The sequence below is a fragment of the Pedobacter sp. Leaf132 genome, from assembly GCF_920984695.1.
GTDB lineage: Bacteria > Bacteroidota > Bacteroidia > Sphingobacteriales > Sphingobacteriaceae > Pedobacter.
In genome coordinates, this window is sequence record NZ_CAKLBO010000007.1 from 1 (window position 1) to 23,240 (window position 23,240).

The 23,240-nt window shown below is 36.2% G+C and carries 20 protein-coding genes; 10 read left to right on the plus strand and 10 right to left on the minus strand.

Annotated features, from left to right (window positions below; all coding sequences use genetic code 11):
- Positions 1–508: 508 nt before the first annotated feature.
- On the minus strand, positions 509–889 hold the full coding sequence (locus LUA86_RS13365; RefSeq protein ID WP_231463520.1) for a hypothetical protein: 381 nt from the start codon (positions 887–889) through the stop codon (positions 509–511).
- Positions 890–1,351: 462 nt separating this feature from the next.
- Between LUA86_RS13365 and LUA86_RS13370 the strand changes: the two genes are divergently transcribed.
- The 4 genes from LUA86_RS13370 to LUA86_RS13385 all read left to right on the plus strand — a co-directional run bounded on the left by LUA86_RS13370 (position 1,352) and on the right by LUA86_RS13385 (position 4,773).
- Positions 1,352–1,918: a LytTR family transcriptional regulator DNA-binding domain-containing protein gene (locus LUA86_RS13370; RefSeq protein ID WP_231463523.1), complete on the plus strand. Its 567-nt coding sequence runs from the start codon at positions 1,352–1,354 to the stop codon at positions 1,916–1,918.
- 1,009 nt (positions 1,919–2,927) lie between these two features.
- The gene (locus LUA86_RS13375) at positions 2,928–3,827 is read left to right on the plus strand and encodes a helix-turn-helix domain-containing protein (protein WP_231463831.1); all 900 of its coding nucleotides are present in this window, start codon (positions 2,928–2,930) and stop codon (positions 3,825–3,827) included.
- A 12-nt stretch (positions 3,828–3,839) separates the two neighbouring features.
- Positions 3,840–4,226, plus strand: a complete 387-nt coding sequence (locus LUA86_RS13380; protein WP_231463525.1) for a response regulator — start codon at positions 3,840–3,842, stop codon at positions 4,224–4,226.
- Between the two features lie 13 nt (positions 4,227–4,239).
- Complete coding sequence (locus LUA86_RS13385; protein ID WP_231463527.1) at positions 4,240–4,773, plus strand: DUF892 family protein; 534 nt, start codon at positions 4,240–4,242, stop codon at positions 4,771–4,773.
- Between the two features lie 81 nt (positions 4,774–4,854).
- Here LUA86_RS13385 and LUA86_RS13390 read toward each other — a convergent pair whose 3' ends face one another.
- Positions 4,855–5,358: an RNA polymerase sigma factor gene (locus tag LUA86_RS13390; protein WP_231463529.1), complete on the minus strand. Its 504-nt coding sequence runs from the start codon at positions 5,356–5,358 to the stop codon at positions 4,855–4,857.
- 237 nt (positions 5,359–5,595) lie between these two features.
- Between LUA86_RS13390 and LUA86_RS13395 the strand changes: the two genes are divergently transcribed.
- The gene (locus LUA86_RS13395) at positions 5,596–6,258 is read left to right on the plus strand and encodes a DUF4142 domain-containing protein (protein ID WP_231463533.1); all 663 of its coding nucleotides are present in this window, start codon (positions 5,596–5,598) and stop codon (positions 6,256–6,258) included.
- Positions 6,259–6,317: 59 nt separating this feature from the next.
- Here LUA86_RS13395 and LUA86_RS13400 read toward each other — a convergent pair whose 3' ends face one another.
- The 8 genes from LUA86_RS13400 to LUA86_RS13435 form a co-directional block, all read right to left on the minus strand.
- Entirely contained in the window at positions 6,318–6,527 is a 210-nt protein-coding gene (locus LUA86_RS13400; protein WP_231463535.1) for a hypothetical protein, read from the minus strand.
- 31 nt (positions 6,528–6,558) lie between these two features.
- Positions 6,559–6,762, minus strand: a complete 204-nt coding sequence (locus LUA86_RS13405; protein ID WP_231463537.1) for a hypothetical protein — start codon at positions 6,760–6,762, stop codon at positions 6,559–6,561.
- A gap of 302 nt (positions 6,763–7,064) precedes the next feature.
- Positions 7,065–9,515, minus strand: coding sequence for a PAS domain S-box protein (locus LUA86_RS13410; protein ID WP_231463539.1), 2,451 nt, complete (start codon positions 9,513–9,515; stop codon positions 7,065–7,067).
- Positions 9,516–9,789: 274 nt separating this feature from the next.
- The gene (locus tag LUA86_RS13415; RefSeq protein ID WP_231463541.1) at positions 9,790–10,071 is read right to left on the minus strand and encodes a hypothetical protein; all 282 of its coding nucleotides are present in this window, start codon (positions 10,069–10,071) and stop codon (positions 9,790–9,792) included.
- Positions 10,072–10,135: 64 nt separating this feature from the next.
- On the minus strand, positions 10,136–10,741 hold the full coding sequence (locus LUA86_RS13420; RefSeq protein WP_231463543.1) for a ferritin-like domain-containing protein: 606 nt from the start codon (positions 10,739–10,741) through the stop codon (positions 10,136–10,138).
- 208 nt (positions 10,742–10,949) lie between these two features.
- Positions 10,950–11,534: a DUF4142 domain-containing protein gene (locus LUA86_RS13425; protein ID WP_231463545.1), complete on the minus strand. Its 585-nt coding sequence runs from the start codon at positions 11,532–11,534 to the stop codon at positions 10,950–10,952.
- A gap of 434 nt (positions 11,535–11,968) precedes the next feature.
- Positions 11,969–12,865 carry a winged helix-turn-helix domain-containing protein gene (locus LUA86_RS13430; protein WP_231463547.1) on the minus strand — a complete coding sequence of 299 codons (897 nt, stop codon included), beginning with the start codon at positions 12,863–12,865 and terminating at the stop codon, positions 11,969–11,971.
- A gap of 158 nt (positions 12,866–13,023) precedes the next feature.
- Positions 13,024–14,961: an LTA synthase family protein gene (locus LUA86_RS13435; protein ID WP_231463549.1), complete on the minus strand. Its 1,938-nt coding sequence runs from the start codon at positions 14,959–14,961 to the stop codon at positions 13,024–13,026.
- A gap of 226 nt (positions 14,962–15,187) precedes the next feature.
- Here LUA86_RS13435 and LUA86_RS13440 point away from each other — a divergent pair, with 226 nt between their 5' ends.
- The 5 genes from LUA86_RS13440 to LUA86_RS13460 all read left to right on the plus strand — a co-directional run bounded on the left by LUA86_RS13440 (position 15,188) and on the right by LUA86_RS13460 (position 22,528).
- The gene (locus LUA86_RS13440) at positions 15,188–16,576 is read left to right on the plus strand and encodes a PAS domain-containing protein (protein ID WP_231463552.1); all 1,389 of its coding nucleotides are present in this window, start codon (positions 15,188–15,190) and stop codon (positions 16,574–16,576) included.
- A 124-nt stretch (positions 16,577–16,700) separates the two neighbouring features.
- Positions 16,701–18,026 (plus strand): paraquat-inducible protein A, encoded by a 1,326-nt coding sequence (locus LUA86_RS13445; RefSeq protein ID WP_231463554.1) that lies wholly within the window; start codon positions 16,701–16,703, stop codon positions 18,024–18,026.
- Between the two features lie 32 nt (positions 18,027–18,058).
- Positions 18,059–19,393, plus strand: coding sequence for a paraquat-inducible protein A (locus LUA86_RS13450; protein WP_231463556.1), 1,335 nt, complete (start codon positions 18,059–18,061; stop codon positions 19,391–19,393).
- A gap of 101 nt (positions 19,394–19,494) precedes the next feature.
- Entirely contained in the window at positions 19,495–19,860 is a 366-nt protein-coding gene (locus LUA86_RS13455; protein WP_231463558.1) for a DUF2200 domain-containing protein, read from the plus strand.
- A 265-nt stretch (positions 19,861–20,125) separates the two neighbouring features.
- Positions 20,126–22,528: a TonB-dependent receptor gene (locus LUA86_RS13460; protein ID WP_231463559.1), complete on the plus strand. Its 2,403-nt coding sequence runs from the start codon at positions 20,126–20,128 to the stop codon at positions 22,526–22,528.
- Positions 22,529–23,240: the final 712 nt, after the last annotated feature.

The window sequence follows — 23,240 nt, forward strand, 5'->3', positions numbered from 1 at the left end:
TTTCAAGGGGGTCAATTTGGATCGGCGCAAAGGGGTCTTTTTGCTTTGGCGAACCTTATCAAATTAACTCGGCAAAGGGGGGCTTTTTAAAGTGGCGAAGAGGGGTCAATTTGAAGCGGTTTATCCATATTGGCTAAGAACATCATTTGTCCTGCAAACCAAAATCTTGTAGGTATTAGCCGTTCTGATGACGGGCGGTAGGCGGCTAGCGTTCCGGTTTCAACGAAGCATAGTCTATGAACTATTTTACCCCGGGTGAAGAGCGTATCGTTTCTATTGAGATACAGAGGTTCGGTAATACCGTTAATCAGTTCAAGTATATTGGGAGGTAAAGGTTGGATTCCGTTTAGGAAGCTTAAGAATGGTGTCATGATTTTGCTGAGTTAATTTCATATAAGAGGCAGCAAAAAACGGATGTTCCTGCCTCTTGATAGAATTAGCAATTTCGCTTGATGGCACCCTCAAACTTAGCTATTCGTTGTTTCTTGAGTTGGGATGAATTGGAAGCTTAGTAGCTGATTTGGATAATCAATTCACCTTCTGCTTCAAATTTACCATCTAATGTGGCTAATTCCATAACTAGCTGCTTAGGCTCGATAAGTTTACTATCATAACCAATTACCGGCTTAATCTCTGGTTTAATCAGCGTTACAGGTAAGCGACCTTGTATCGCAATTGCTGTTTGAGATGCTAATTGCGAGATGGTTTCCCCCGATAGTGTTTTTAGGTGATTGATTTGCTCCCGGTTTAATTCAAAATTGTTATCCATCCATTGGATAAAGTCTTGATTAATTAAGAGCGATTGATGTTCTAATTCTGCATCAGAATGTTTGTACAACACCCGCTGCAAGGCATCAAAGCCGAGCGTGTTTAGCTGGAATTTTTGCATAAAAAAAATGTTAAGGTTTAACTGCCGTGTGGCATTGTGGACAAAATTATTTTTAGAAATGTGCCAATTGCTATCTGTAAGGGGGTTTTAAGATGAGCGATACATTAATTAAGACGAGCGATATTTTAATATAGAAAGGTGATATGTATAGGATTATTATAGGTGGTTTTTATTCATTATATTGTATCTATCCAAACGCTTATGATTACGCTTTCAATTTATCCAAGGGAAAAATCAATCTACCCAAATTTTTATTACAGACTAATAGTCTGCCTTGTCATTGCTCATTTTATTGTTTCCTTTGGTGAGGAGCCAAATTTTTTTCAATTGATTTGTTTACCGAATTATTACCCTGCGTTGGCGGGTAGTTTGGGCATTACAGTTGTGTTAAGTGAATTTATTTACTTAATGCATCAGCATTTTGAAAATAACTTCTCTTGGCGTAACCAAATAAAGACCAGAATGATAGTACAAATTGTTTGTGGTTTCATTATTTCGAGTATGCTTGCGATATTTTTAGCGATGATATATTTCAAATTAAATGGCATTTCTATCTGGAACGCGGGTTATTTCAGATATGATTTTACAGTCGTTTTATGTTTTATCGCATTAGTTAATTCATTCTATGTTATACTTAGTTTATTCCAATTAAAACTTTTGCCTAGCAGACGGAACCATTCAAATGCAAGAATTTCATCACAGGAACAAATTAAAAAAGACATCCCAGCAATCATATTTAGTGAGCAAAAACATAATTTCGCCTTGCAATTCGATGCCCATAAGTTTAATTGGCCCAAATCACTGAAGGCAACTATGGGTGATTTACCACTAGAAGATTATTTTCAAATAAATCGCGGAACTATCATACACTATAATATCATCAGTCATTACCGACCATTGACATCAGATACGTTGAAGCTCGTGTTGAAAGCGCCATTTGAGGATATTTATTATGTAGTAAGTCAGCGTAATGCGGTAGATTTCAAACGTTGGTTTGATGGGGGAAATGATTTAACAGTTAATGCGTAGGATTTCTGAGACAAGGGACGGCAAATGTTATGGTGTTGATAGCCAATTCATTCATAATTTGATTTTGCCCAAATGTTTATTGTTTTGTTACTTTGGAAAAATTGAAACAGACTATATTATTCACTTATGTTAACTCTTTCAAAACCCTTTACTTTTATGTAGCCAAGTATACCGCATGCTGTAATTATTAAATATACATAATGGTCAATATTACACTGTACGGGTCCGTTTGCTGTATACAAAACATAGTTGTATTCGTCGAATTGAATACCGCCTACAATGAATTGACATTTAACACCAGTCTTAGTACCGAGTTGCACTCTGGGACAGGTCGGAGCGGAAGTTGGATATTTATTCCCAAGCAATTCATAATAGCCAAAAATATTCTTCTGAGAATACAATAAGCCATCGTTTGTTCGTAAGCAACCTATACCAGGTTGTGCATGTGTGCTGAAATTCAGTAGAGCAAATGCGCAAAGTAGAATAATATTTTTCATGACTAAGATATTATATCTTAATCAACTCGATAATTTTTTAATGGTTTAACAATGAATAAGTTGAACAAAATCAGAAGCACAAAATCACAAATTTTGATATATAATGAACAATTTAATTTGGTAATAATTCTTAAAAAATTTGCCTGATTACAGCTAAATCGACAGGCAAAAAGGTTTATGAGAGATCAATGGATTTGCATCCTGATCTCAGTGCTTTTGTTTTTCGCGTATAAATACCTGCGTATTCTTTTGCAATCGTTACATAGGTAATTTCTGGCTTCTAAGCCGGGATAGTTTCAGCGTCTGACCGGATGCCGCAACCTTTTGGTTAATCCGTTTATCTAATCTTCCCTCAACAGTGTAAATCCTCTTTAAAGGAGAAATTTCATCATTAAATTGCAGTGCCGGCATTTTGAAAAGCGCCTGTTAGGTATATAATTCTGACGTATTTATACCCATATCCGACAAAGTCGCGATTCGGGATTGCTTGGTCAAACATAATTCCCTTGATTGTGTTCCTTAATCAAAATGCCACCTCTGGCATTAGGATTTATCAGCTAATTGATGAAAATATTGAAATGGCAAATGTAATGGCACAGGATGTTTTTGAGATGGATTACTTGGTACAAATTATTCCGGACCTGGTGTGTGTAATTGGAGCGGATGGATGTTTTAAAAAGTTTAATAATTCATTACCTGAAACATTAGGTTACAGCAGTCAGGAATTGATGCGCTACCCTGTTACCCATTTCATTCATCCTGATGATTTGAGTGCCCATTTAACACTTTGCGATGCCTTGTTTGGTGGGGGGGAGAGCCAGAAATATGAGAACAGGTTTTTAACGAAGCAGGGGAAGGTTGTGTTTTTATTCTGGACGATTGTTTATGCGGAGCGATACAATGCTTTATTCTGCATTGCGAAAGATGTTACGCTTATTAACCAGCAGTCGGAACAGAGCCGTATTGACAACATATTATCTGGTTTGAAGCCAGAGCAGATTGAGCGGTTAAAGGTATCGCCTGAAACCCTTCGGAAAAATGCCGGCATGAGTGCCTTAAAACCAGATTTACAGCAGTTTGAAAATTTGTCTCAGCGTGAACGTGTATGGTTTGAAAAGTTTGAATCTGTTGTGCGTCATCATCAAAAAAAGGAGCCATTAACGCTGAGCATGGTTAGCTCGGAGCTTGCCATTACAGAGCGCCAGCTGTATCGTTTGGTGAAGAAGACCTTGAATACCACACCGAATATGCTGGTTAGGATTATACGTTTACAAATGGCATGGGAAGCCATTGCAACGGGCAAACACAGAACGGTTACGGAAATTGCCCATGTTGCGGGTTATCCATCAAGGGCTTATTTCCAGCGAATTTTTCTGGAGGTTTATGGAATAGAAGTTTCGGAGTTATTATAAATATGTGTTGATATGTCTGGATTAAATCTATCAAATAAAATAAACAAAACAATACTCGTAATTGACGACGATGAGGATATACTCTGCGTTTTGGATATTTTATTACAATTGGCGGGTTTCCAGCCATATCTATCCAGAACGGGATTGCCTATTGAAGAAGTTGCGGCCATTAACCCGGCTTTGATTATGACCGATGTACGCATCAGTGGTTATGAAAAAACCGGTGCTGAACTTTGTAAGGAGCTCAAGGAACATTCGGAAACCCTATCTTTTCCGGTGATATTAATTTCTGCGGAATATGAATTACCAAAGCTTGCAGCAGATAGCATGGCCGACGCATATATTGCCAAGCCTTTTGATATTGATTATGTACTGTCGACTGTAAACAGGTATTTTTAGTAAATTTTAGAATATGATTTCAAATTCAGGGCAATTGGGTGCGTGGTTACAGATTCCATTAGAAAAAGCGCAGTTACGCAAATTTATTATCAGCCATTTAAACCGGATTTATTCTGCTAAGTTGCATTTAACCAACCGGTTGCCTATGTTGCTTAAACATGTGCAGTTTTCGGTTTTAGAAAGTGCCATTGTTGAAACGGTAGAAGATGTAGAAAAACAACTTGCCAGGATGGAGCTGATTTATGCGCTTATGGATCGCAAGATATCTAAAAAGCCGATAAAAGGTTTGAGTGGTTTAATTGAAGATGCTTTTTATTCGATTGAAAAACTTGCAGACCAGGACGAGTTGTGTGATTTATCGATTATATTTTACCTTCAGAATATTAAGAGCGTGGAGATGTCATCCTTTCAGATATTGCAAATGGCGGCGGCAAAATTATCGGATAAGCAGGTGGTAAAATTGCTGAATGAGAATTACCAGGAAGCAAAGGCAGACCGTGTACTTTTCTTGCAAATTTCTACAAAGTATGTGGTTTCTGCTGATTAGCGAAACGTTTCTTTGATTCCTTTCATTTATAAGCAGGCTAAACGCAAGCATAGTCTGCGTTTAGCCTTGTATAGCTCATTATTAGCGGTGTGCTTTTAAATTCTTTTTAAGCAACTCTCTGGCGGCATGGATACGGGTTTTAACTGTACCAAGCGGAATATTAAATTCTACAGCTATTTCCTCGTATTTATAACCTTCAAAATATTTAATAAATGGAATTCGATAGGCATCGGGTAATTTTTTAAGTGCTTTACCAATATCGCCTAAAGCGAAACTTGATATTGAAGCATTTTGTGTGGCGCTTATCATTAAATGGTCGTAAGAAATTTCCTCTTCGGTGGTGATAATTTCCTGTTTTCGTTTATCGAGCCTGTATTTATTTACAAAGGTGTTTCGCATGATTACATACAGCCAACTTTTAAGGTTGGTATTGCTTTCAAATTTATCGCTAAAACGTATGGCTTTCACTAATGTATCCTGCACTAAATCTCTTGCATCATCAACATCTTTTGTGAATTTTAAAGCATGGCTAAAGAGTTTATCACTTGCTTCCTGTGCAGCAATTGCAAATTCTGTTTGATTCATAAGTATGTTTTTTAAGGTAAGCTTTATACAAATGAAGCTAGTACATTGTTAGGTACGGATCTACTATATGGGCTAATTTGAGTAATAAACAGCGTAGAAATGTTATTAATACGCTGTTTAGCGTATTATTTAAAACATGGTACGGTGATTTATTTATGAAAGAAAAATCGTCGAAACTTTATCTGCCGGATAAGGTTTTAATAGTAGACCATGTGTTTGGCTTCAAAATTTTCTGCTATGAAAAAGTATTTCAATTTATTCTATATCGCCGGTTTTTTATTTTTAATGTTGACGGCTGTTTTTGCCAGTGCATCTACCATGTCTGCCCGTATTAATAACCCTGCTAAACAAGAAAGTATTACTACAGCACAATTGCTGGGTCAGCTTTATTTATATAGTAACCAGGCGATGCTGAGTGCAAAATTGGCAGCAGATAAATCGAGTGATGCGCTGTTAAAAAAACAGAGTGCTGAACTTGTAGACAGGCACATTCAATTTAATGAAGCCATTAGGTTATTGGCGAAGGATAAGAAAGTTGATTTACCAATGAGTTTACCGGATGGAGGGCAAAGACCTGATGGTAGGGTAGATTCGGCACCTGAAAATTTACGGGATACCACCAGAACACAAAAAGCTACCAGCGAAGCTGAAGGCGATAAAAAGCTTGGCCGTATGAATGGCGTTAATGAGGCGAGCGTAACTGAAGAGGTAAACCGACTTAAGGCATTAAGTGCTGCTGATTTTAATAAGGCTTATTTGGCCTCTGCTGTATCAGTTCAGCAAAAACTATCGGCGCTTTTGAGTAAAGGTGCTTCATCATCTGATAAGATGATAAAAAGTTTTTCTAAGAAACAGCTGAGCGCTATAAATGCTCAATTGAGAAAAATGGAAAAGTTATAATATAATGAGAGAAGTTTCGGGGGATTTGATGTATCGGCTCGAATTACAGAACTGAAATACTAATCATTGCAAAAAGCTTGCCCAACCTGGTAGCCTCCACGTGATTTTGAAGGAATAACCTCTCCGCTTTGCAGGTAAAATTTGTATAGCGGCTCGCCAGTGGCGGGAGAGGTTTCTGTACTGATAACCTGTATTACGCCACAAATCTTCTTTTTACAAGATGAAGTTAAGATACTGACTAAGACTAGCAGTATTATTAATTTATTCATTTTTCCCATCAAATCTAACACCTTTTACTGATTATATCACGCTTTCAATCATTTTCAAGTTTATGGCAACTTCGTGCCTTTCTCTAAGCGTCATTTCAAAAGATACGATAGAACCACGGTTAGGGATTTTTTTTGAATCATCGGCATGAAAGCGAATCGTTTGATTTTTGGTGTCTAATAATACGCCAACCCCTGTCACTTTATTATATGTGAGTACCTTACCTGTCATCATCATTTATGTCTATTTTCTGTATTATTAATTATGCAATTATTATAAATTTTGATAATAGAACATTGTCTCTTTAAGATTGTTTTATAAAATTTTAAGAAATTTAGATTTCTAAGCTCTATCAGAGAAAATTGACATAGACTGGCAGAGCGCCATCTGGGCTGTTGGCGATAGTAAAATTTCAGCGTAAAATGAAGTTGGTTTTATGGCAAAGCTGCGAGGGTTACAGCCTTTTCTGGCAAGGGCAATATACTAATCAATAATCCTATTCAATATTAAATTTAAAATAGAATTTCTTTATCGATTTATTATACCGGTAAGGTGATGGTAATTACAGTTTTGTTTGTTTTTGTAGTGACATTAAAATTGCCACCTAATAATTTAAGATTAGCCCGGATAGACGATAAACCTAAACCTATTTGTCTGGATTCATGCCTGAATGGCGTTCCATCGTTAGTTACTTTAATCAATATTATCCTTTTTTCTTGCGATAGGCTAAGGTTAATAAAACCCGGGTTAGCATGTTTAATGGCATTTGTAATTAATTCCTGCGCCGTTCTGTAAATAAAAGTCTGGTGTAAGAGTTTAGTATCTGCAGGTATTTCTGCAATATTTGTTTCAACAGATATCTTACCAGTTAAATTTTGACTCATATCTTCCAGGGCTATTTTTAAACCATGCTCCTGCAATATGGCCGGGCTTAATAAATGCGAAATCCGACGGCTTTCGCTAATCGTTTCTTTTAACATATTTTGCGCCTGACTGCGAATTTGTTCAAAATCGGCTAAGCTGTTTAAATCGTCTGGGTTTTTAAGTTCATCCAATTTTAAAAGTATGGCAAAAAGGGATTGTGAAAAACTATGGTGCAGGTTTTCGGCTAATCGGGCCCGCTCTTCTTCCTGTATGTTTAAGGTATGCGTTATACGCTCTAGCCGTTGCTTTTCTTTAAGGTTGTAACTGGCCTTAGTTAGTTGTTTATTCTTTTGTTCGAGGGCATGCATTTTGGATATATCCATATTTACCCCTAAAATTTTGGATAGCGTTTTTGCATTAGCATCCGTACTTTTCTCGATAATTGTTTTTATTAAATGCCTTCTTCTTTCTCCATTGATATTAAAAACAAGCGATATTTCCTGCGCTTGCTGGCTGGTTATTAAATTCTTCAAAAATTCGGCAGCTTTTTTTCTACAACTTTTCGTCGATTTTTCTACAAAAAAATCAGGTGCTAATTTAGTGTCTGGTGTTACATTAAATAAAGCGTAAAACCCTGGTGAGCATACAAATAAATCATTTTGAACGTCAAATTCCCAGCCACCTGTTTGTGCGGTAGATTCTGATTGCGTTAATAATTTGTGGCTACTTTCCAGTTGCTCCTGTTGTTTTTTTCTTTCCGTAATATCTGTTGTTGATGTGGCTACACCATCGCCGAGTTTAACAACCGACTGATGAAACCAACCATTGAATTGTTCTCCGGTATATTTTACATCGTATTGCAAAGCCTCACCTGTTTCTATAACCTTAATAAAATTTTGAAAAATGCCGGTTTGAATAACATTAGGGTTATTTTGAAGCAAGGATTTGCCAATAACATCGCCATAAATTTTTTCTGAGCTTTGATTATTTAAAATCCATTCAAAATCTATGATATTACCTTCTTTGTTTCTTACTGCTCTGAACACCTGAATCATTTCACTAACACTATCGAAGGTAGCATTCAAGGTATTTTTGAGCTGACTGATATCCTGTACCACCATAACCTGTTCATTTGGCTTGCCATCCGAATCTGACAGTTGAGTGCGATAATATTTTATCCACTGCTGTGCATTATTTTTATCAAGATATGACGCTTCCCCTTCAAAAGCATCTTGAGCATGTTCATCATTTTGAAACGTAAAGGCCTCCGGGTTTTGTAGTAAATTTGGGATGGCTGAAGCCATTTTTTTCCAATGTTCGTTATGTAATGAAACGTTGCCATGCTTATCCATAACTGCAAGACCGACCGGTAGAATTTTAAAGATTGCAGAAAGTCTTTTTTCGTTTTCTGATAACTTTTGCTCCAGAGTTTTTCGCCTGGTGCTATCTCTGGATAAACCAATTACATAATCTACAGTACCTTTGTCATCAAAAACCGGCGCATAGATGTAATCAAAATAAGCCGCGAAACCTGTGCGGCTAACAAAATGAACTTCATCTTTAACCGCTACACCGGTTTGAAAGATGGATTCTATCTCATTATTTAATTTATGGGCTAGGTTTGCCGGATAATCTAATTCTTCCAGGGTTTTCCCTATCGGGTTCAAATCAGCACCATACAATACCTTCATCGATTCGTTAACGTAGATAAATCTTTTATTCCGGTCAAATGCATAAACGTAATCGTTAAGGGCATCTAATGCAGCGTATATAAATCTTTGATTTTTGTGGAGCCGTTCGGTTTCCTGATGGTTGAAATTATCCTTATTGGTTGTTAATTCTTCATTAATCCTGCAAATCAATGCACCCTCTGCATAAGGTTTTATGGTAAGGATGAGGTATGGAGCACTGTAACGCTGAATATTATTTTCGTCAGCTTTTTGTACTTTATTAGAAAGGGATTTTAATTGATTTATTATCCATTTACTGGCAGAAGCATCGAATATTTGGTTTATATGCTCGCCTACTGCAATGCCCGACTGGTTTGTACAGATGATTTTTGCCTTAAAGCTAATGTAATAATAGTTTAAAGGCAGCGAATTTAAAATATCCTCTGGGCAATACATTTTAAAATTTTCAGCTTGAGCTAATTAGGGAGATGATTTTTAGCTTTTATTAAATTACAAATTTATTCTAAATATGAATAATTCGCCGAAATTAAATAATGCGGTGATAAAAAATCAGGTGTTTGATATTTGGCGTATTTTTTAGCTTAAGTTCAAGTATAAATACAAAAATGGAAAGTTTCGTTTGTGTGGTAAGCGGTATTTGTGATTACTACAAATGCAAAAAGCTCCTATCAGGGAGCTTTTTACAATCTTAATTATTGTTTATTATCTTCTATTCGGACTGTTTGCCTTCATCATTTCCAAAATCCTGATCTTCAAATGTATCATTCGAACTTTCTTCATTATCCAGTTCCTGATCCTCGCCAAGTGTATTATCCAAAAGTGTTCCTTTGCCATCTGCATATCCTGTTTCTTCTTCAGTATATTCAGCGTCGTCGGTTAATGGTTCGTCACTTTCCAAATCTTCTTTTTCATCTTGTGGCGCACGGCCAACCTGAAACTGCTCCGGATTGATGATTTCCTCTTCGTGTTGGTTCTCGGTATTACTTTCCATAATTTTATTTTATTGATAGATGTGTAGCTTGTAATAATGCGTTCGTTTTTATTTAATGCATAGATTATTCATCAGCTGCTGCGGCATTAATAGCACCTTCTGCAATCTCTGTTAAAGCAACGTCTGTAGCCTTTTCGTTTTCCAAAGTCTGGCTTAACAAATCTGCCACATCCTGGCGGTTCATATTCTGAGCAAAAACTCTTAGCGTTCCGTAAGTTGCAATTTCATAATGCTCTACCTTTTGCGCAGCCAAAATTAATCCCGCATCACGTATCATTGTACCTTGCTCGGTATCAGCTATAATTCCTTCTGCTTCTTCTAACAGGCCAGCCATAGCATCGCATTTCTTTGCGGCTGCTTTTTCATCCAACAATTCAAAAACCTGCTCTAATGTTTCTATGTGCTGTTGTGTTTCTGCAGTATGTTTATCAAAAGCTGCAGCTAATTCAGGACTGGTTGCTGCTTTTTTCATTTTCGGTAAAGCTTTAACCAAATGTTTTTCTGCCCAATAGATGTCTTTTAATTCGTCGACAAAGAATTCATGAAATTCATTGTCTTCCATTTTTGCATTTTTTGTAGCCGATTGGTTCTGAGCTTTTGTGGTCGTTTTTTTTGTGGTATTTGCTGCTGTACTTTTTGATGCTGTTGCAGCTTTTTTAGTTGTTGCCATGTTTATGTTTTTTAGGGTGATTGTATTAAAAAAACCATTGCAAGCCGCTAAAGGTTTGGTGTATTAGTACCCGTTTTATAGAATTAATACTAAAGATATGAATTGTATTTATCCCAACGTTGTGAACGTAAATTATGCAGTTAGTTAGGCTAAAACTAAAAAACCCGGCCTGGGGCCGGGTTTTAAAATTTATGAAATCGAATTTAATCTATTTTAAAGATTTTTTAATCATTTCGATTTTATCTAAGTGCGCTTTAACGATAGGAGCAGTTTTAGATGCGAATGCTTTTAAATCAGCATCTTTACCATCTTTTGCTTCATCTTCCATTAAATCAAGTGTAGATTTATGTCCGTCTACCATTGCGCTAGCGTAAGCTTTATCGAAATCAGCACCTGTTTTCTTGCTTAAATCTTCCATTTTTTTCTGATGATCTTCATCAACAGTTGTAGGTAATGTAATGTTTTTCATACCTGCAATCGACATTAATTCGGTATTTGCTTTTCCGTGGTCTTCAACCATCATTGTAGCAAATTCTTTTACCTGGGCATTTGTGCTTTTTTCCAATGCCATTTTGCCCATTTCAACCTCAGCCATTCCACCAGCCGCTGCTGTTGTTGCAAATTTAGAATCTTCTTCTGCTACAGCAATGCCACCGGTTTCTGCTACATTAGTTGTGGTGTCTTTTGCCATGTTTAAACTATCTGCTGTTTCTTTGGCATCTTTGTTTCCGCTGCAAGCCTGCATGCTGAAAGCAATGACAGGGATAGCCATTGCATAGATTAATTTTTTCATAGTATAATTTTTTTGTTGTTGCCTATTACAACCATTAGAATGCAGAAATGTTTTAAAAAATTAAATGCCTAAAAAAATGCATTTCAGTTAGCAGGATTGGTCATCATCATAAAAAAAATACCCTATTTCTTTTGAGCTTAAAGGGTAAGCAAACACAATTTTTTGGCTTGTTTAGATAGATGTGAAGATAGCTTTTAAGAATAATTTAAACTTTAATTTTATTTTAATGTATTATTGTATAGGTTATATTTCTATCATTATTAACCTTTAATTAGTTCAAAATGCAGGGATATGGATGTATCTCTGCATTTCTTTTAAGATAGATTTGCAGATCGAATAGGTTTTTTGATTTAGAAATTTGTATGCTGAAAGGGATTTAAAGAAAGTCTGTAAGCGCTTAGTACAAGTTCGACAAGATGCCTTTCAAGTGAATGCTAAGCGTTTATCTCCAATTTATAGCCCTTACTTCGTATTACCACGATATTAATGTTTGGGGCAATTTCCAGTTTTTTTCTAAGTTTTGATATGAACATATCCAAACTGCGACCAACAATTACGCCTTCATCTTCCCAGATTTCTTTTTGCAGCCTGCTTCTTTCAATAATTTCGTTTGGTGCCATAGCAAATATCAGCAATACCCGGGTTTCAGTTGCTGTTAAGTCTATAGTGGTTTCATTTAAGGTAAGCTTTCGGTTTTTTGCATCGAATAAAACGTTGCCCAGGCTAATTAAGTTTGCATCCTGAGCGGCAGCAGTTAAGGTTTTTTTTGGTTTAGCCGATTGGAAAAAGATGAAGCCAATAAATGCCAGGAAGGGCAGGCTACCTAATAAATATCGGTTCTTTTCTATTTGTAAGCCTTTAGGTTTAAATTTTATATTTATTGTATAATTCGCTGTTGGCTGTTTCCTGCCGATGCAGGCTATGATATCGTCTTTTTTGGTATTTGAAATCGCAAAACTATAAGCAATACTGGCGTTTGCAGGGTTTAAAACATTCACCACATATTCTGATACCAAAGGGTCTTTAGCTAATATTCTTTGAGTAGTTTTAACTAAAGAGTCTGCCTGAAAAGTTAGCTTATTTTCAAAATCGATTTGATATTCGTTTTCGGCAATTTTTTTTACAGGCATTACACGAGACACTTTATCTCCGTTTTGAAGAAGCAATTCGTGCCCAATTCTACGCATTAAAACCTCTCTTCTCGAGTTAGCGAAATCATCATTATAATTTACGCTAAAAGCTAAACAGATGGCTGTGATAAATAAAATGGCTGTAAATCCCAAAAGGTACTTTCCGGTTCCGAACAGGAGATTTTTGCTGTCAAACATCATTGCACAAATTTATTCACAAACGCTTTAATAATCCTTTAGTAAATACGAAAATTTAATTTTTCATAAATGCAGCAAATAATCTGGATTATTTGCATAAAGGTACAAAAAAATGTGTTTCTAAATGAGTTGATTGGCTGTATGTTTATCCAATCAAAAGCTTATTGTATTTGCTGGTACAGTTTCTTTTGGTATAGGTAGGAAGCAAGCTGGTAATATGAAATTGCCTCGTTGGTTAATTTATTATCGTTGGCAACTTTAACCGAATTGCCGGTTTTAAAATCGGGTTTATAAGTGCTTACCTTTTTGTTTGGGTTTAAAATCACTAATTTATTGTTTCTGATGTAGCCCAAACTTTGATAGGTACTTATAAATGCTCTTTGTGCACTATCTTGCATTGTAAAAACATCATGGCCGAAAAACTTACTTTTATAACCCATATTCAGGTACGATAATATCGTTGGTCCGATGTCTAATTGTGCTGTTAGTTTTTCAAATTTTGAAGGAACAATATGGCCTGGCGAATAAAAAATCATTGGTATGTGATATCTATCTACCGGGAGTTCTACTTTTCCTGCGCTTGATGCGCAGTGATCTGCCACAACAACAAACAGCGTATTCGAGAACCATAGCTTTTTACGGGCTTCTTTTAAAAATTTACCAATGGCGTAATCGGTGTATTTAACAGCCCCTTCGCGGCTCGTTTTTGAAGGAATATCAATTCTACCTTCGGGATAAGTGTAAGGCCGATGATTGGAAACCGTCATGATTTGAGCGAAGAATGGCTTTTTATTCTGGTAATCTTTATCCAATTCATGCATAGAAAGGGTAAATAAATCTTCATCAGCTACGCCCCAAATATTAGAATAATGAATTTCTGCATCCTTTAATGCACTTCTATCGGTTACGGTGTAGCCATTGTTAGAGAAAAATTCTGTCATATTATCAAAGTATCCGTAGCCTCCATATATAAATCTGCTAGAGTATCCTTTTGAGCGGAAAACGCTCCCTAAAGTGAACAGGTTTTTATTATCAGGTCGCTTTACAATTGATTGTCCGGGTGTAGGCGGTATGCAAAGCGATAGGGCTTCTAAACCCCTTACTGTACGAGTTCCGGATGCGTAAAGGTTGGTGAATAACAAGCCTTTCTTTGCAAGAGAATCTAATTCAGGTGTTATGTGTTGCTGATTACCAAATGATTCTAAAAAATCTGCGCTTAAACTTTCTACACTTATCAACACCACATTCATTCTTTTTTCTGCTTGAGTATGCAGTATCATTTTGGACGTATATCTATCAGTTGCTAATCCTTTGCCAGTTGTATCTTTAAATATGTTTCTAATTATATTTTCTACCTGTAAAATTGGTAAGGTTTTGTAAAAAGTATTGTAATCGAGTTGATTATTCCAGAAGGCAAAACCAAAATCGTACATACCGTTTCCACTGAGTTCGTTGGTATATTGGTTGTTGCTAAAGAATTTCCACTTATGGCTAACGCCAAAATATACAGTTAATGGAATTAGTAAAAGCAGCAATGCATACAGGCTGCGCTTTTTAAAATGTTTATCTGCAAATTGTGTGGGCCAAATCAGCTTCCTAAGCAAAAATAACAGACCTGCAGTTATCGCAACCATTACTAAAATAATGGTGTTTATTGGATACGACTGGCGAATGTTTCCTATCACTTCGGTGGTGTAAACCAAATAATCTACAGCGATAAAATTATATCTGACAGAAAATTCATCCCAAAAAAACCATTCAGAAACGGCATTAAATATCAGGGTAATGATTATGATAAAGAAATAGATGAAAAGTAGTATTTTATTCGTCTTGCTTCTGTAAAACCGAGTTGGAACTAACCACAAATAAATTACCAGCGGGATAATTGCGAAGGATGCAGCGGCTAAATCATAGAACAAGCCAATTGCGAAAATTTTGATGATATTAATTACAGACCAATCTACTTTACGGAAAGATGCGATGCTCAAAGCCAATCTTGTTAATAAGGAGATGCTACAAAGCATAGCTATTGCTATTAAAATTGGCGAAAACCTAGCACCGATTGTTTTATTAAATTTACTGTTCTCCAATTTTTGCATGTTTTATTTGGTCAGCGCCAAAAATAAAATTTAATTCTGAAGCAATTCTGAAGATAGATATACGGCTGAAAGGCGTTTTGCGGTAGATATATTTGCAGATAATTAAATTTGTGTTGCAAAAATTATTAAATTGGATCTACAGTTTAATGCTATATTCTGCTGTAGTGAAACAAGTAGAGCTATTTGGTGTTAAACAGCTGTACAAATTACTATCCCTAATGAAAGCATGATTAATAATGAGCAAAATGGTATTTCCGATGCGTCTGAAATGGCCAGAATTGTTGCTTTGGAACACTTCAAAATTACAGGAACACCGCCTGAACCGGCATTTGATGAACTTACAAAATTAGCTGCTGATGTTTTTAATGTTCCGATAGCCGCGATATGCTTTATCACTAAAGATACTTTACATTACAAATCTACTTTTGGTTTAGATAATATCAATGCTGAACTTAGTACTATTATCCCTTTTAATCGTGCTGTAAACATAACTGATGTTACCGTTACTGAAGATTTTTGGGCAGATAAACAAGCATCGCCAGATGGTACGGAAAAAATTAGATTCTATGCTTCTGCACCAATAACCACAATTAACGGTTTTACTATAGGCACATTTTGTTTAATGGATTACCAACCAAGACAACTTGATGCCCGCCAAAAAGACATTTTAAAAAGCTTAGGTAAAATTGTGATGGATAGGGTAGAGTTAAGATTGCAAAATTTAAATGTTGCGGGCATACCAAAACAAAAGCAAACTATAACACCGGTCAATCCACAAATTTTTGAGCATAATTCGGAGTTATTGGCCTATCATGAGCAAGTTTTAGAAGCCAACAATTTATTGGAAAGTGTTTTAGATAGTTATGAACGGCTATTTAAATCTGCACCAATTCCTATCGGAATTTGTTCTGGAGCTGATAAACAAATTTGGCAAGGCAATAATGCCTTGCATCAATTATTCGGTGTAGATGAAGGTGTGTTAATTGGTAAAGCGCTGAACGATATTATTATCGACGCAAATGGGAATGACTTTGTTGGTTTGTTGGATGAGGTATTTCTTAGCCGAAAACCTTACCATGCTGTTGCTGTAAAACTACGGGTTTTGATTGATGGAAATCAGAAAACGCTTTACGCCAATTTATCTCTGCAACCTGTTGCCAGAATGGGCGATGAACCAGATAACATCATGTTCATTATTGCCGATGTTAGTGAAGAAACTGTTTCTAAATTGTTGATTCAGGAGGCAAACACAGTGCTGATGAATGCGATTGAGGCAACCGGAATGGGTTATACAGTGGTGCATTTTGCTACGGGCAACATGACTTCTAACGATCAGCTAAAAAATAATTATGGCTACAAAGCGGACGAAGATTTTAACTATCCCGATCTGCTCAACACCATTTTAGCAAAGTATAAACAGCGGATTAAAGATGCCGTTAAATACGCTTTGGATAATAATAGTATATACAGCGCAGAATACGAGGTGAAGTGGAAGGACGGAAGCACACATTGGATACGAGGTTTTGGTAAACCTGTTTATGATGAAAATGGAAAAGCAACCCACATTATTGGCTTAAATAAGATAATTGATAATCCGCAAGAAGCTGAAAATTAGTTTTTTATAAAATTGATATTTTTATTAAAACCTTTTTTAGGGTTGATGGTTGTAATTGCCAATACCTAACCAATTAAAAGCTTTTTAAGCAAACCGGTTTGGTAGCAACCTTAAACTGAACGGCTTGGAAACACAAACAAAAGATACGAAAGCGCAAAAATCTTTAAAACCTAAACTTCTTCTCATTTTTGTACTGGCTATTCTGCTTGGCGTAGAGGGATATTTCGGCTACAAACTGCATCAACTTTCTGAGCAGCAAGAGCAAATTAAAGAAGACTTTTCGGGCATTAATAACATCACCTATGGTTTATTTTCAGTGCAACAATGGAAAAACAATGTTGCCAGGATAGTGCATAAGCAAGTGCGCAACCTTAAAATGACCAAAACACAGAAAAAGGTTTTGCAAGGCGAAATTGAGAAGGTACTGGTTGCACTGATTGATAAGGCTGAGGCTTTGGTTAACAAGCCGAAAAAAACCATCAGTGGTAAAATCCAGAAATTTGCGATTAAAAACTTTGTAAACTCAGATAGTATTAAAGCCCAGGTACCTGGTTTTGCAAGAAATATTATTGCTGAAGTAGATAATCCGAAGAACAAGAAACAGCTGAGTAAAATGGCTATCGGCGAATTTAACAATCTCGCAGAGGAAGAAAGCTCTGATAGCGCTTATGTTGCCAATGATAAGGCCGTTAAAACGCTTTATGCTAAATACCATGTTTCATCTACCGATGCACTAAATCAAAAACTAAATGAATCTTTAGCCAGCATCCGTACAAAAACTTACAGTTACTCTTTTATCATGCTCGGTTGCGTAACCTTTGTACTGCTGCTTTGGTGGGGTTTGCGTAAGCGCAGAGATTTGCATGTAACGCTATTCATTATGTCGTTACTATTTGCGTTTATATTACTCGCAGTAGGTTTAACGGCATCTATGATTGAGGTTGATGCCAGAATCCGTTCGCTCGATTTTGTGCTGCTTGGCGAACATGTAATGTTTAAGGATCAGGTTTTGTTTTTCCAAAGTAAGAGCATTATGGATGTGGTAAAAGTATTAATCAGTCAATCTGGTATAGATTCTGTTTTGGTTGGCGTGTTAATATTGGTTTTCAGTATTCTGTTTCCAGTGGTGAAATTAAGTTCTACGGGCGTCCATCTCTTAGGTAGAAAAAAACTAGCTGAAAACAGAGTGGTAAAATATTTTGCTTTTCAATCTGGCAAATGGAGCATGGCTGATGTTATCGTTATCGCAATTTTGATGGCATATATTGGCTTAAATGGTTTGCTGGAAGGACAGCTACAAGCCTTAAATATTAAGAATGATTCGTTAACGATTTTAACCACAAATAATACTGCACTACAGCCGGGTTACATCATTTTTATAAGTTTTGTGCTTTACGGTTTAATCCTTTCTACAATATTAAAATTTATTACACCGCATGATGCTCACTAACCCATTTATGCTAAGCGTTATTAAATAATTATATGGCAACGAATACTAATTCATCTCAAAATATTCAGCAGAAAAAGAGCATCTGGACCTCAGCTGCGCTGATTATTGGTTTATCTCTGCTGTTGCTTGTTGCTGTTTTTTCAGGCTATCGGTTCTATCAGCTTTCTATTGAGCAAAAGCAAATTAAAGAAGATTACAGCTTATCGAACAACATCACCTTTGGTATTTTCTCTGTAGATAGATGGGGCGAAAAAATTTCTGTTGTGGTAGACAGGCGGGTTAAAGGTTTTAAGCTAACCAAAAACCAAAAAGCCGAAATGCAACAGGAAGTAGAGAAGGAGTTGCATGGACTGATAAACAAAGCCGTAGCAGATTTTACCAAACCAAAAAAGGGTTTGGGGGCAAAACTTAAAAAGTTTGCGTTTGATAGTTTTGTAGAAGTTGATGAATTGCATGCACAGGTGCCTTCTTTTGCACGTACAATTGTTTTGAAAATTACGAGTCCGGCTACGTTAAAGAAAATTAAAGGTATTGCCGTTAGTAAAGTTAATGAACTTGAAGAACAGACTTACGATAATTCTGATACAACCATTACCACCGTAGAACATACAATTTTCGACAAGTATAAAGTTAAAAATTCAACCGAATTTGATAACGTAGTTAAGACAAAACTTGCTGGTATTAAAAAACTGAGTAATCAATTTGCTTTAATAATGATGGTTTGTGTGGCTATTGTATTGCTGTTGTGGTTAATATTGAGAAAAAGCCAGAAATTACATGTTTCGCTGTTTATTATGTCGCTTTTGTTTGCTGTGGTTTTGCTAACGGTTGGCGTAATTTCTCCTATTATAGAAGTTGATGCCCGCATTGATACCTTAACATTCGCATTGATGGGCGATAAGATTGCCTTTAACAATCAGGTTTTATTTTTCCAGAGTAAAAGTATTTTAGGCATTATTAGCACTTTGGTAGAGCAACCTAAGCCCGACGCCGTTTTAGTAGGTGTTTTACTTTTAATTTTTGTAGTTGTTTTGCCTTTACTCCGACTTATTGCCAGAGGCATACACATTTCATGCAATCATCTTTTTAATAACCCTAAAGTGCTTAGGTTTCTGGCTTTTGATTTAGGTAAATGGGATATGGCAGATGTTATGGTTGTGGGTATCGCAATGACTTACATCGGTTTAAACGGAATTTTAAAGAGTCAATTATCTGGGCTAAATATTGAAAATGAAACGCTTAAAACGGTTACAGCCAATAACTCGGCCTTGCAGATGGGTTTCTTTATTTTTGTAGCCTATGTGGCCTTTGCAAAAGTACTTTCCTTACTGCTTAAAAAAATTGATGAGCAGAACGGACCATGTTAAGGCTTTTATAGAATATTTATTTATAATTTTAATTATTGGATGATTTAAAGTTGACCATTCGGACAGTCGCATATTTATCCATAAACTTAAGATATAATCAGATGAAAACTACGGCAGAACATGATTTACGTATCGCAAAAATGACTTTCGCATCGGTGTATCCGCATTATGTTAAAAAGGTAGAGAGCAAGGGCAGAACTAAGGAAGAGCTTCATGAAGTTATAGAATGGCTAACCGGATTTGATACCCGGAAAATTAATGAGCTTATTGATGCCAAGGTTACTTTTGAAGATTTTTTTGCCCAGGCCCAATTAAATACAAATGCAGCACTAATTACCGGCGTTATTTGTGGATACAGAATCGAAGAAATTGAAAACCTACTGACCAAAAAAACCAGATATTTAGATAAGCTGATTGATGAGTTGGCGAAAGGTAAGAAGATGGAAAAGATTTTAAGAAAGGCTTGATTTATAGGTAAGCAGCCCTTTTCCAAAGCGACCAAACCATTTATATTTATAAATTATTTGAAGAGAAAAAATCATTAATAAATGAAATTAATTCAGGCCAATGCCTGAATTTTTTATTTAAATCCATTTTGCTTGTTTAACCGCATTTCTCTAACAAATTTATCTCGTTGAAAATTATTGTTTTTATTTAGAATAATTAAAAATAATTTTTTTATCTCGTTTATATTTTCTTTTTTTGCGCTAAATAAGAATTAATCTAAATAAGATGGATAGAAAAATTACCCCTATTTTTAAACTCGTTATATTATTTATTGTCCTTTCCAATAGCGTTTTTGCGCAATCCAGGTATGGTTCCATTTCGGGAAAAATTAAAACCAGCGACGGAAATCCTGCAGCTTACGTTAGCGTTGGTTTAAAAAACACCAATAAAACCACACAAAGTGATGAAAAGGGAAACTTTGAATTAAAGAACGTTACAGCAGGAAATTATACTTTAAAGTTATCTGCCATTGGTGTATCATCTCAGGAAAAAGAAATCGCCGTAAAAGATGGAGAAATATTAAGTCTCTCATTCTCTATTGCAGAATCTTCCTCACAGTTAGATGAAGTTGCCATTACCGGTTACAGAACTCCAAATACAAAACCAGTTAACTTGGGTAAAATTGCAATAGCACCACGAGATCTACCTCAGGCGGTGCAGATTATCGGCACTCAGGTAATTGCAGATCAGCAGGCAAACAGCCTTGGAGATGTGATGAAAAACGTTAATGGTGTAGCACTTGGTGCGAACAGAGGTGGAGTAGGCGAGAACTTTTATTCAAGAGGATATAGCCTTGGTTCGAACAACATTTTCAAAAATGGCGCACGTACTGCAATAGGCGGTAGCCCGGAGGCGAGTACTTTAGAATCTGTTGAGGTTTTAAAAGGTAGTGCTGCTTTACTTTATGGCGGTGTTACTGGCGGTGCGGTGGTTAACATGGTTACCAAAAAACCTAAATTTGAAAACGGTGGCGAAGTTTTAATGAGAACTGGTAGCTATAGCCAATACAAACCAACTGTAGATCTTTACGGGCCAATATCTAAAAAATTAGCTTTCAGAGCGATTGGTACCTATGAAAATGCCGGCAGTTTTAGAGATTATGTAAAATCAAACCGTTTTTACATCAATCCATCATTACTTTACAAAATAAGTGATAAAACTGAAGTATTAGTTCAGGGTGATTACTTAAAAAGCGATTATACGCCCGATTTTGGTGTAGGCTCAGTAAATAGTGTGATTGTAGATTATGGTCGCGAAAAATTTATTAACACGCCATGGGCATATAATAAAACCAATACAGCAACCGCTCAGGCTAATGTTAGCCATCAGTTTAGTGAGAACTGGAAATTAAATGCAATAGGATCTTTTCAATCTTATAACCGTAATTATTATGGTTCTGAGCGTATTCAAGCCAATGCAAGTGGTGTTGCAACAAGAAATTTAGCCCGACAAATTAGTCAGGAATATACATACAACCAGCAAATTAACTTAAATGGTAATTTCAAAACCGGCCGTTTAAAACATACTTTATTGGTTGGTGTAGATGCAGATCAATCCCGGGTAACCAGTAATGCTTTTGCTTATGGAAAAACTGCGGCAGGTGCAAATATTACAACCTTCAATTATGGTAATGTAAATTTGTTCGACCCTAACACTTACTATGGTTCTGGAGTAATGCCTGAGGCTTTCGCCATTACGCAAACACTTGCTCCAATTTACAGATACGGTGCATTTGTACAGGATTTAATTGAAGTTACAAGCCAGTTTAAAGTGCTGGCGGGCATTCGTTATACCGACCAGAAAACTTCAAGCTCTAGAGCTTTAAATTTAGAAACCGGAGCAGTTACAAACGGTGCCACAAAATTTGATGATGCTTTTTCTCCAAAATTCGGGTTGATTTATCAGCCTTTAAAAACAACATCGATGTATGTTAGCTACGCAAATAACTTCATTCCAAATTCTGGTATCGATGTTAATAGCCAGGCACTTCCTCCATCAATGGTTGATCAGTACGAAGCTGGTGTAAAAAACGACTTTTTCGGTGGTAAATTAACTGCAAATTTAACCTATTATAAAATCATCAACAGCAATATTTCTCAGGCGGCAATTATGCCCGATGGCAGTACAAGTGCATTATTCAGACAGCTAAATGGCGAAACCACAAGTGATGGTTTTGAAGCTGATATTAGTGGAAATTTGGCAAAGGGTTTGAACTTTTTAATGGGTTACGCTTATAACTACATGCGTTACACTAACACAGCCGATGTTACCGGTATGATTGAGGATGTTCGTTTAGTTGGAACGACCAAGAATACAGCAAACGCCACACTATTTTACACTTTTCAGGATGGAGCTGTTAAAGGTTTAAAGCTTGGTGCGTCTGCATTTTACACAGGTAAACGTAATGGTGGCTGGAATGATGCAAAAAATGCGGCTACAATCAGGTTAATTCCTTTATCAGCATTTACAACGCTTGATTTTTCAGCAGGTTACACCTGGAAAAAATTCGCTTTGCTGGCAAAAATGTCTAACATCACTAACGAATTAAACTATTTTGTACACGAAAATTACAGCGTCAATCCGATTGCACCTCGTCAATTTTTAACAACGCTTTCTTATAAATTTTAAGTTTAAAAAGAATTCTTTATAAATTTTTAAAAGCCTTCAGAATAACTGTTCTGAAGGCTTTTATTTTTTAATTTAACTATTTTGAGTGTACATATTACTCCGCTTGACCAGGCATCATAAGGCGAGTCACATCGTAATTTATATGATTTACAATTCCCGCAATCGGGGGAGTAACGAGACAGCAAATTTATTTTAATCATTCATGAGCTCCTGCATGTGACATAGCATCATTTTTGACTAAAGGCTTAATCCTGGGCCGATAACTTTCATTCCACAGGCTTCATGTAATTTATCCACTTCTTCATTTGATGGCTTATGGTCTAAATTATTCATTGCACGAAAAAACGCTTCGGCTTTGCCAGCCGGTTATACAAAATAAACTAATTTACCTTTATCGCTTTATCGTATCCAGGTGTGCGGTATGTTTCGGGGCAGAAAAATGGTGTCGCCAGCAGTAAGCTCCATTAAAGCATTGTTCTGGCCTGGGCGTGTAAATTTTAGGAGGGATAATAATCTTTCCATCAAATTCAAAATCAATAATTCGATAATACCTTACAAAAGCGCTTAAAGAATTACTGGGTTTGATTTCCCTCAAATGCATAGGGTATATTATTGATGCCTGACTAAAGATAATTATAATTTATCCATCAGGTATTGTGAAAGCTTTAATTCTGCAAATTAATCCATTAAAAATGCCGCTAATTTAAATTTG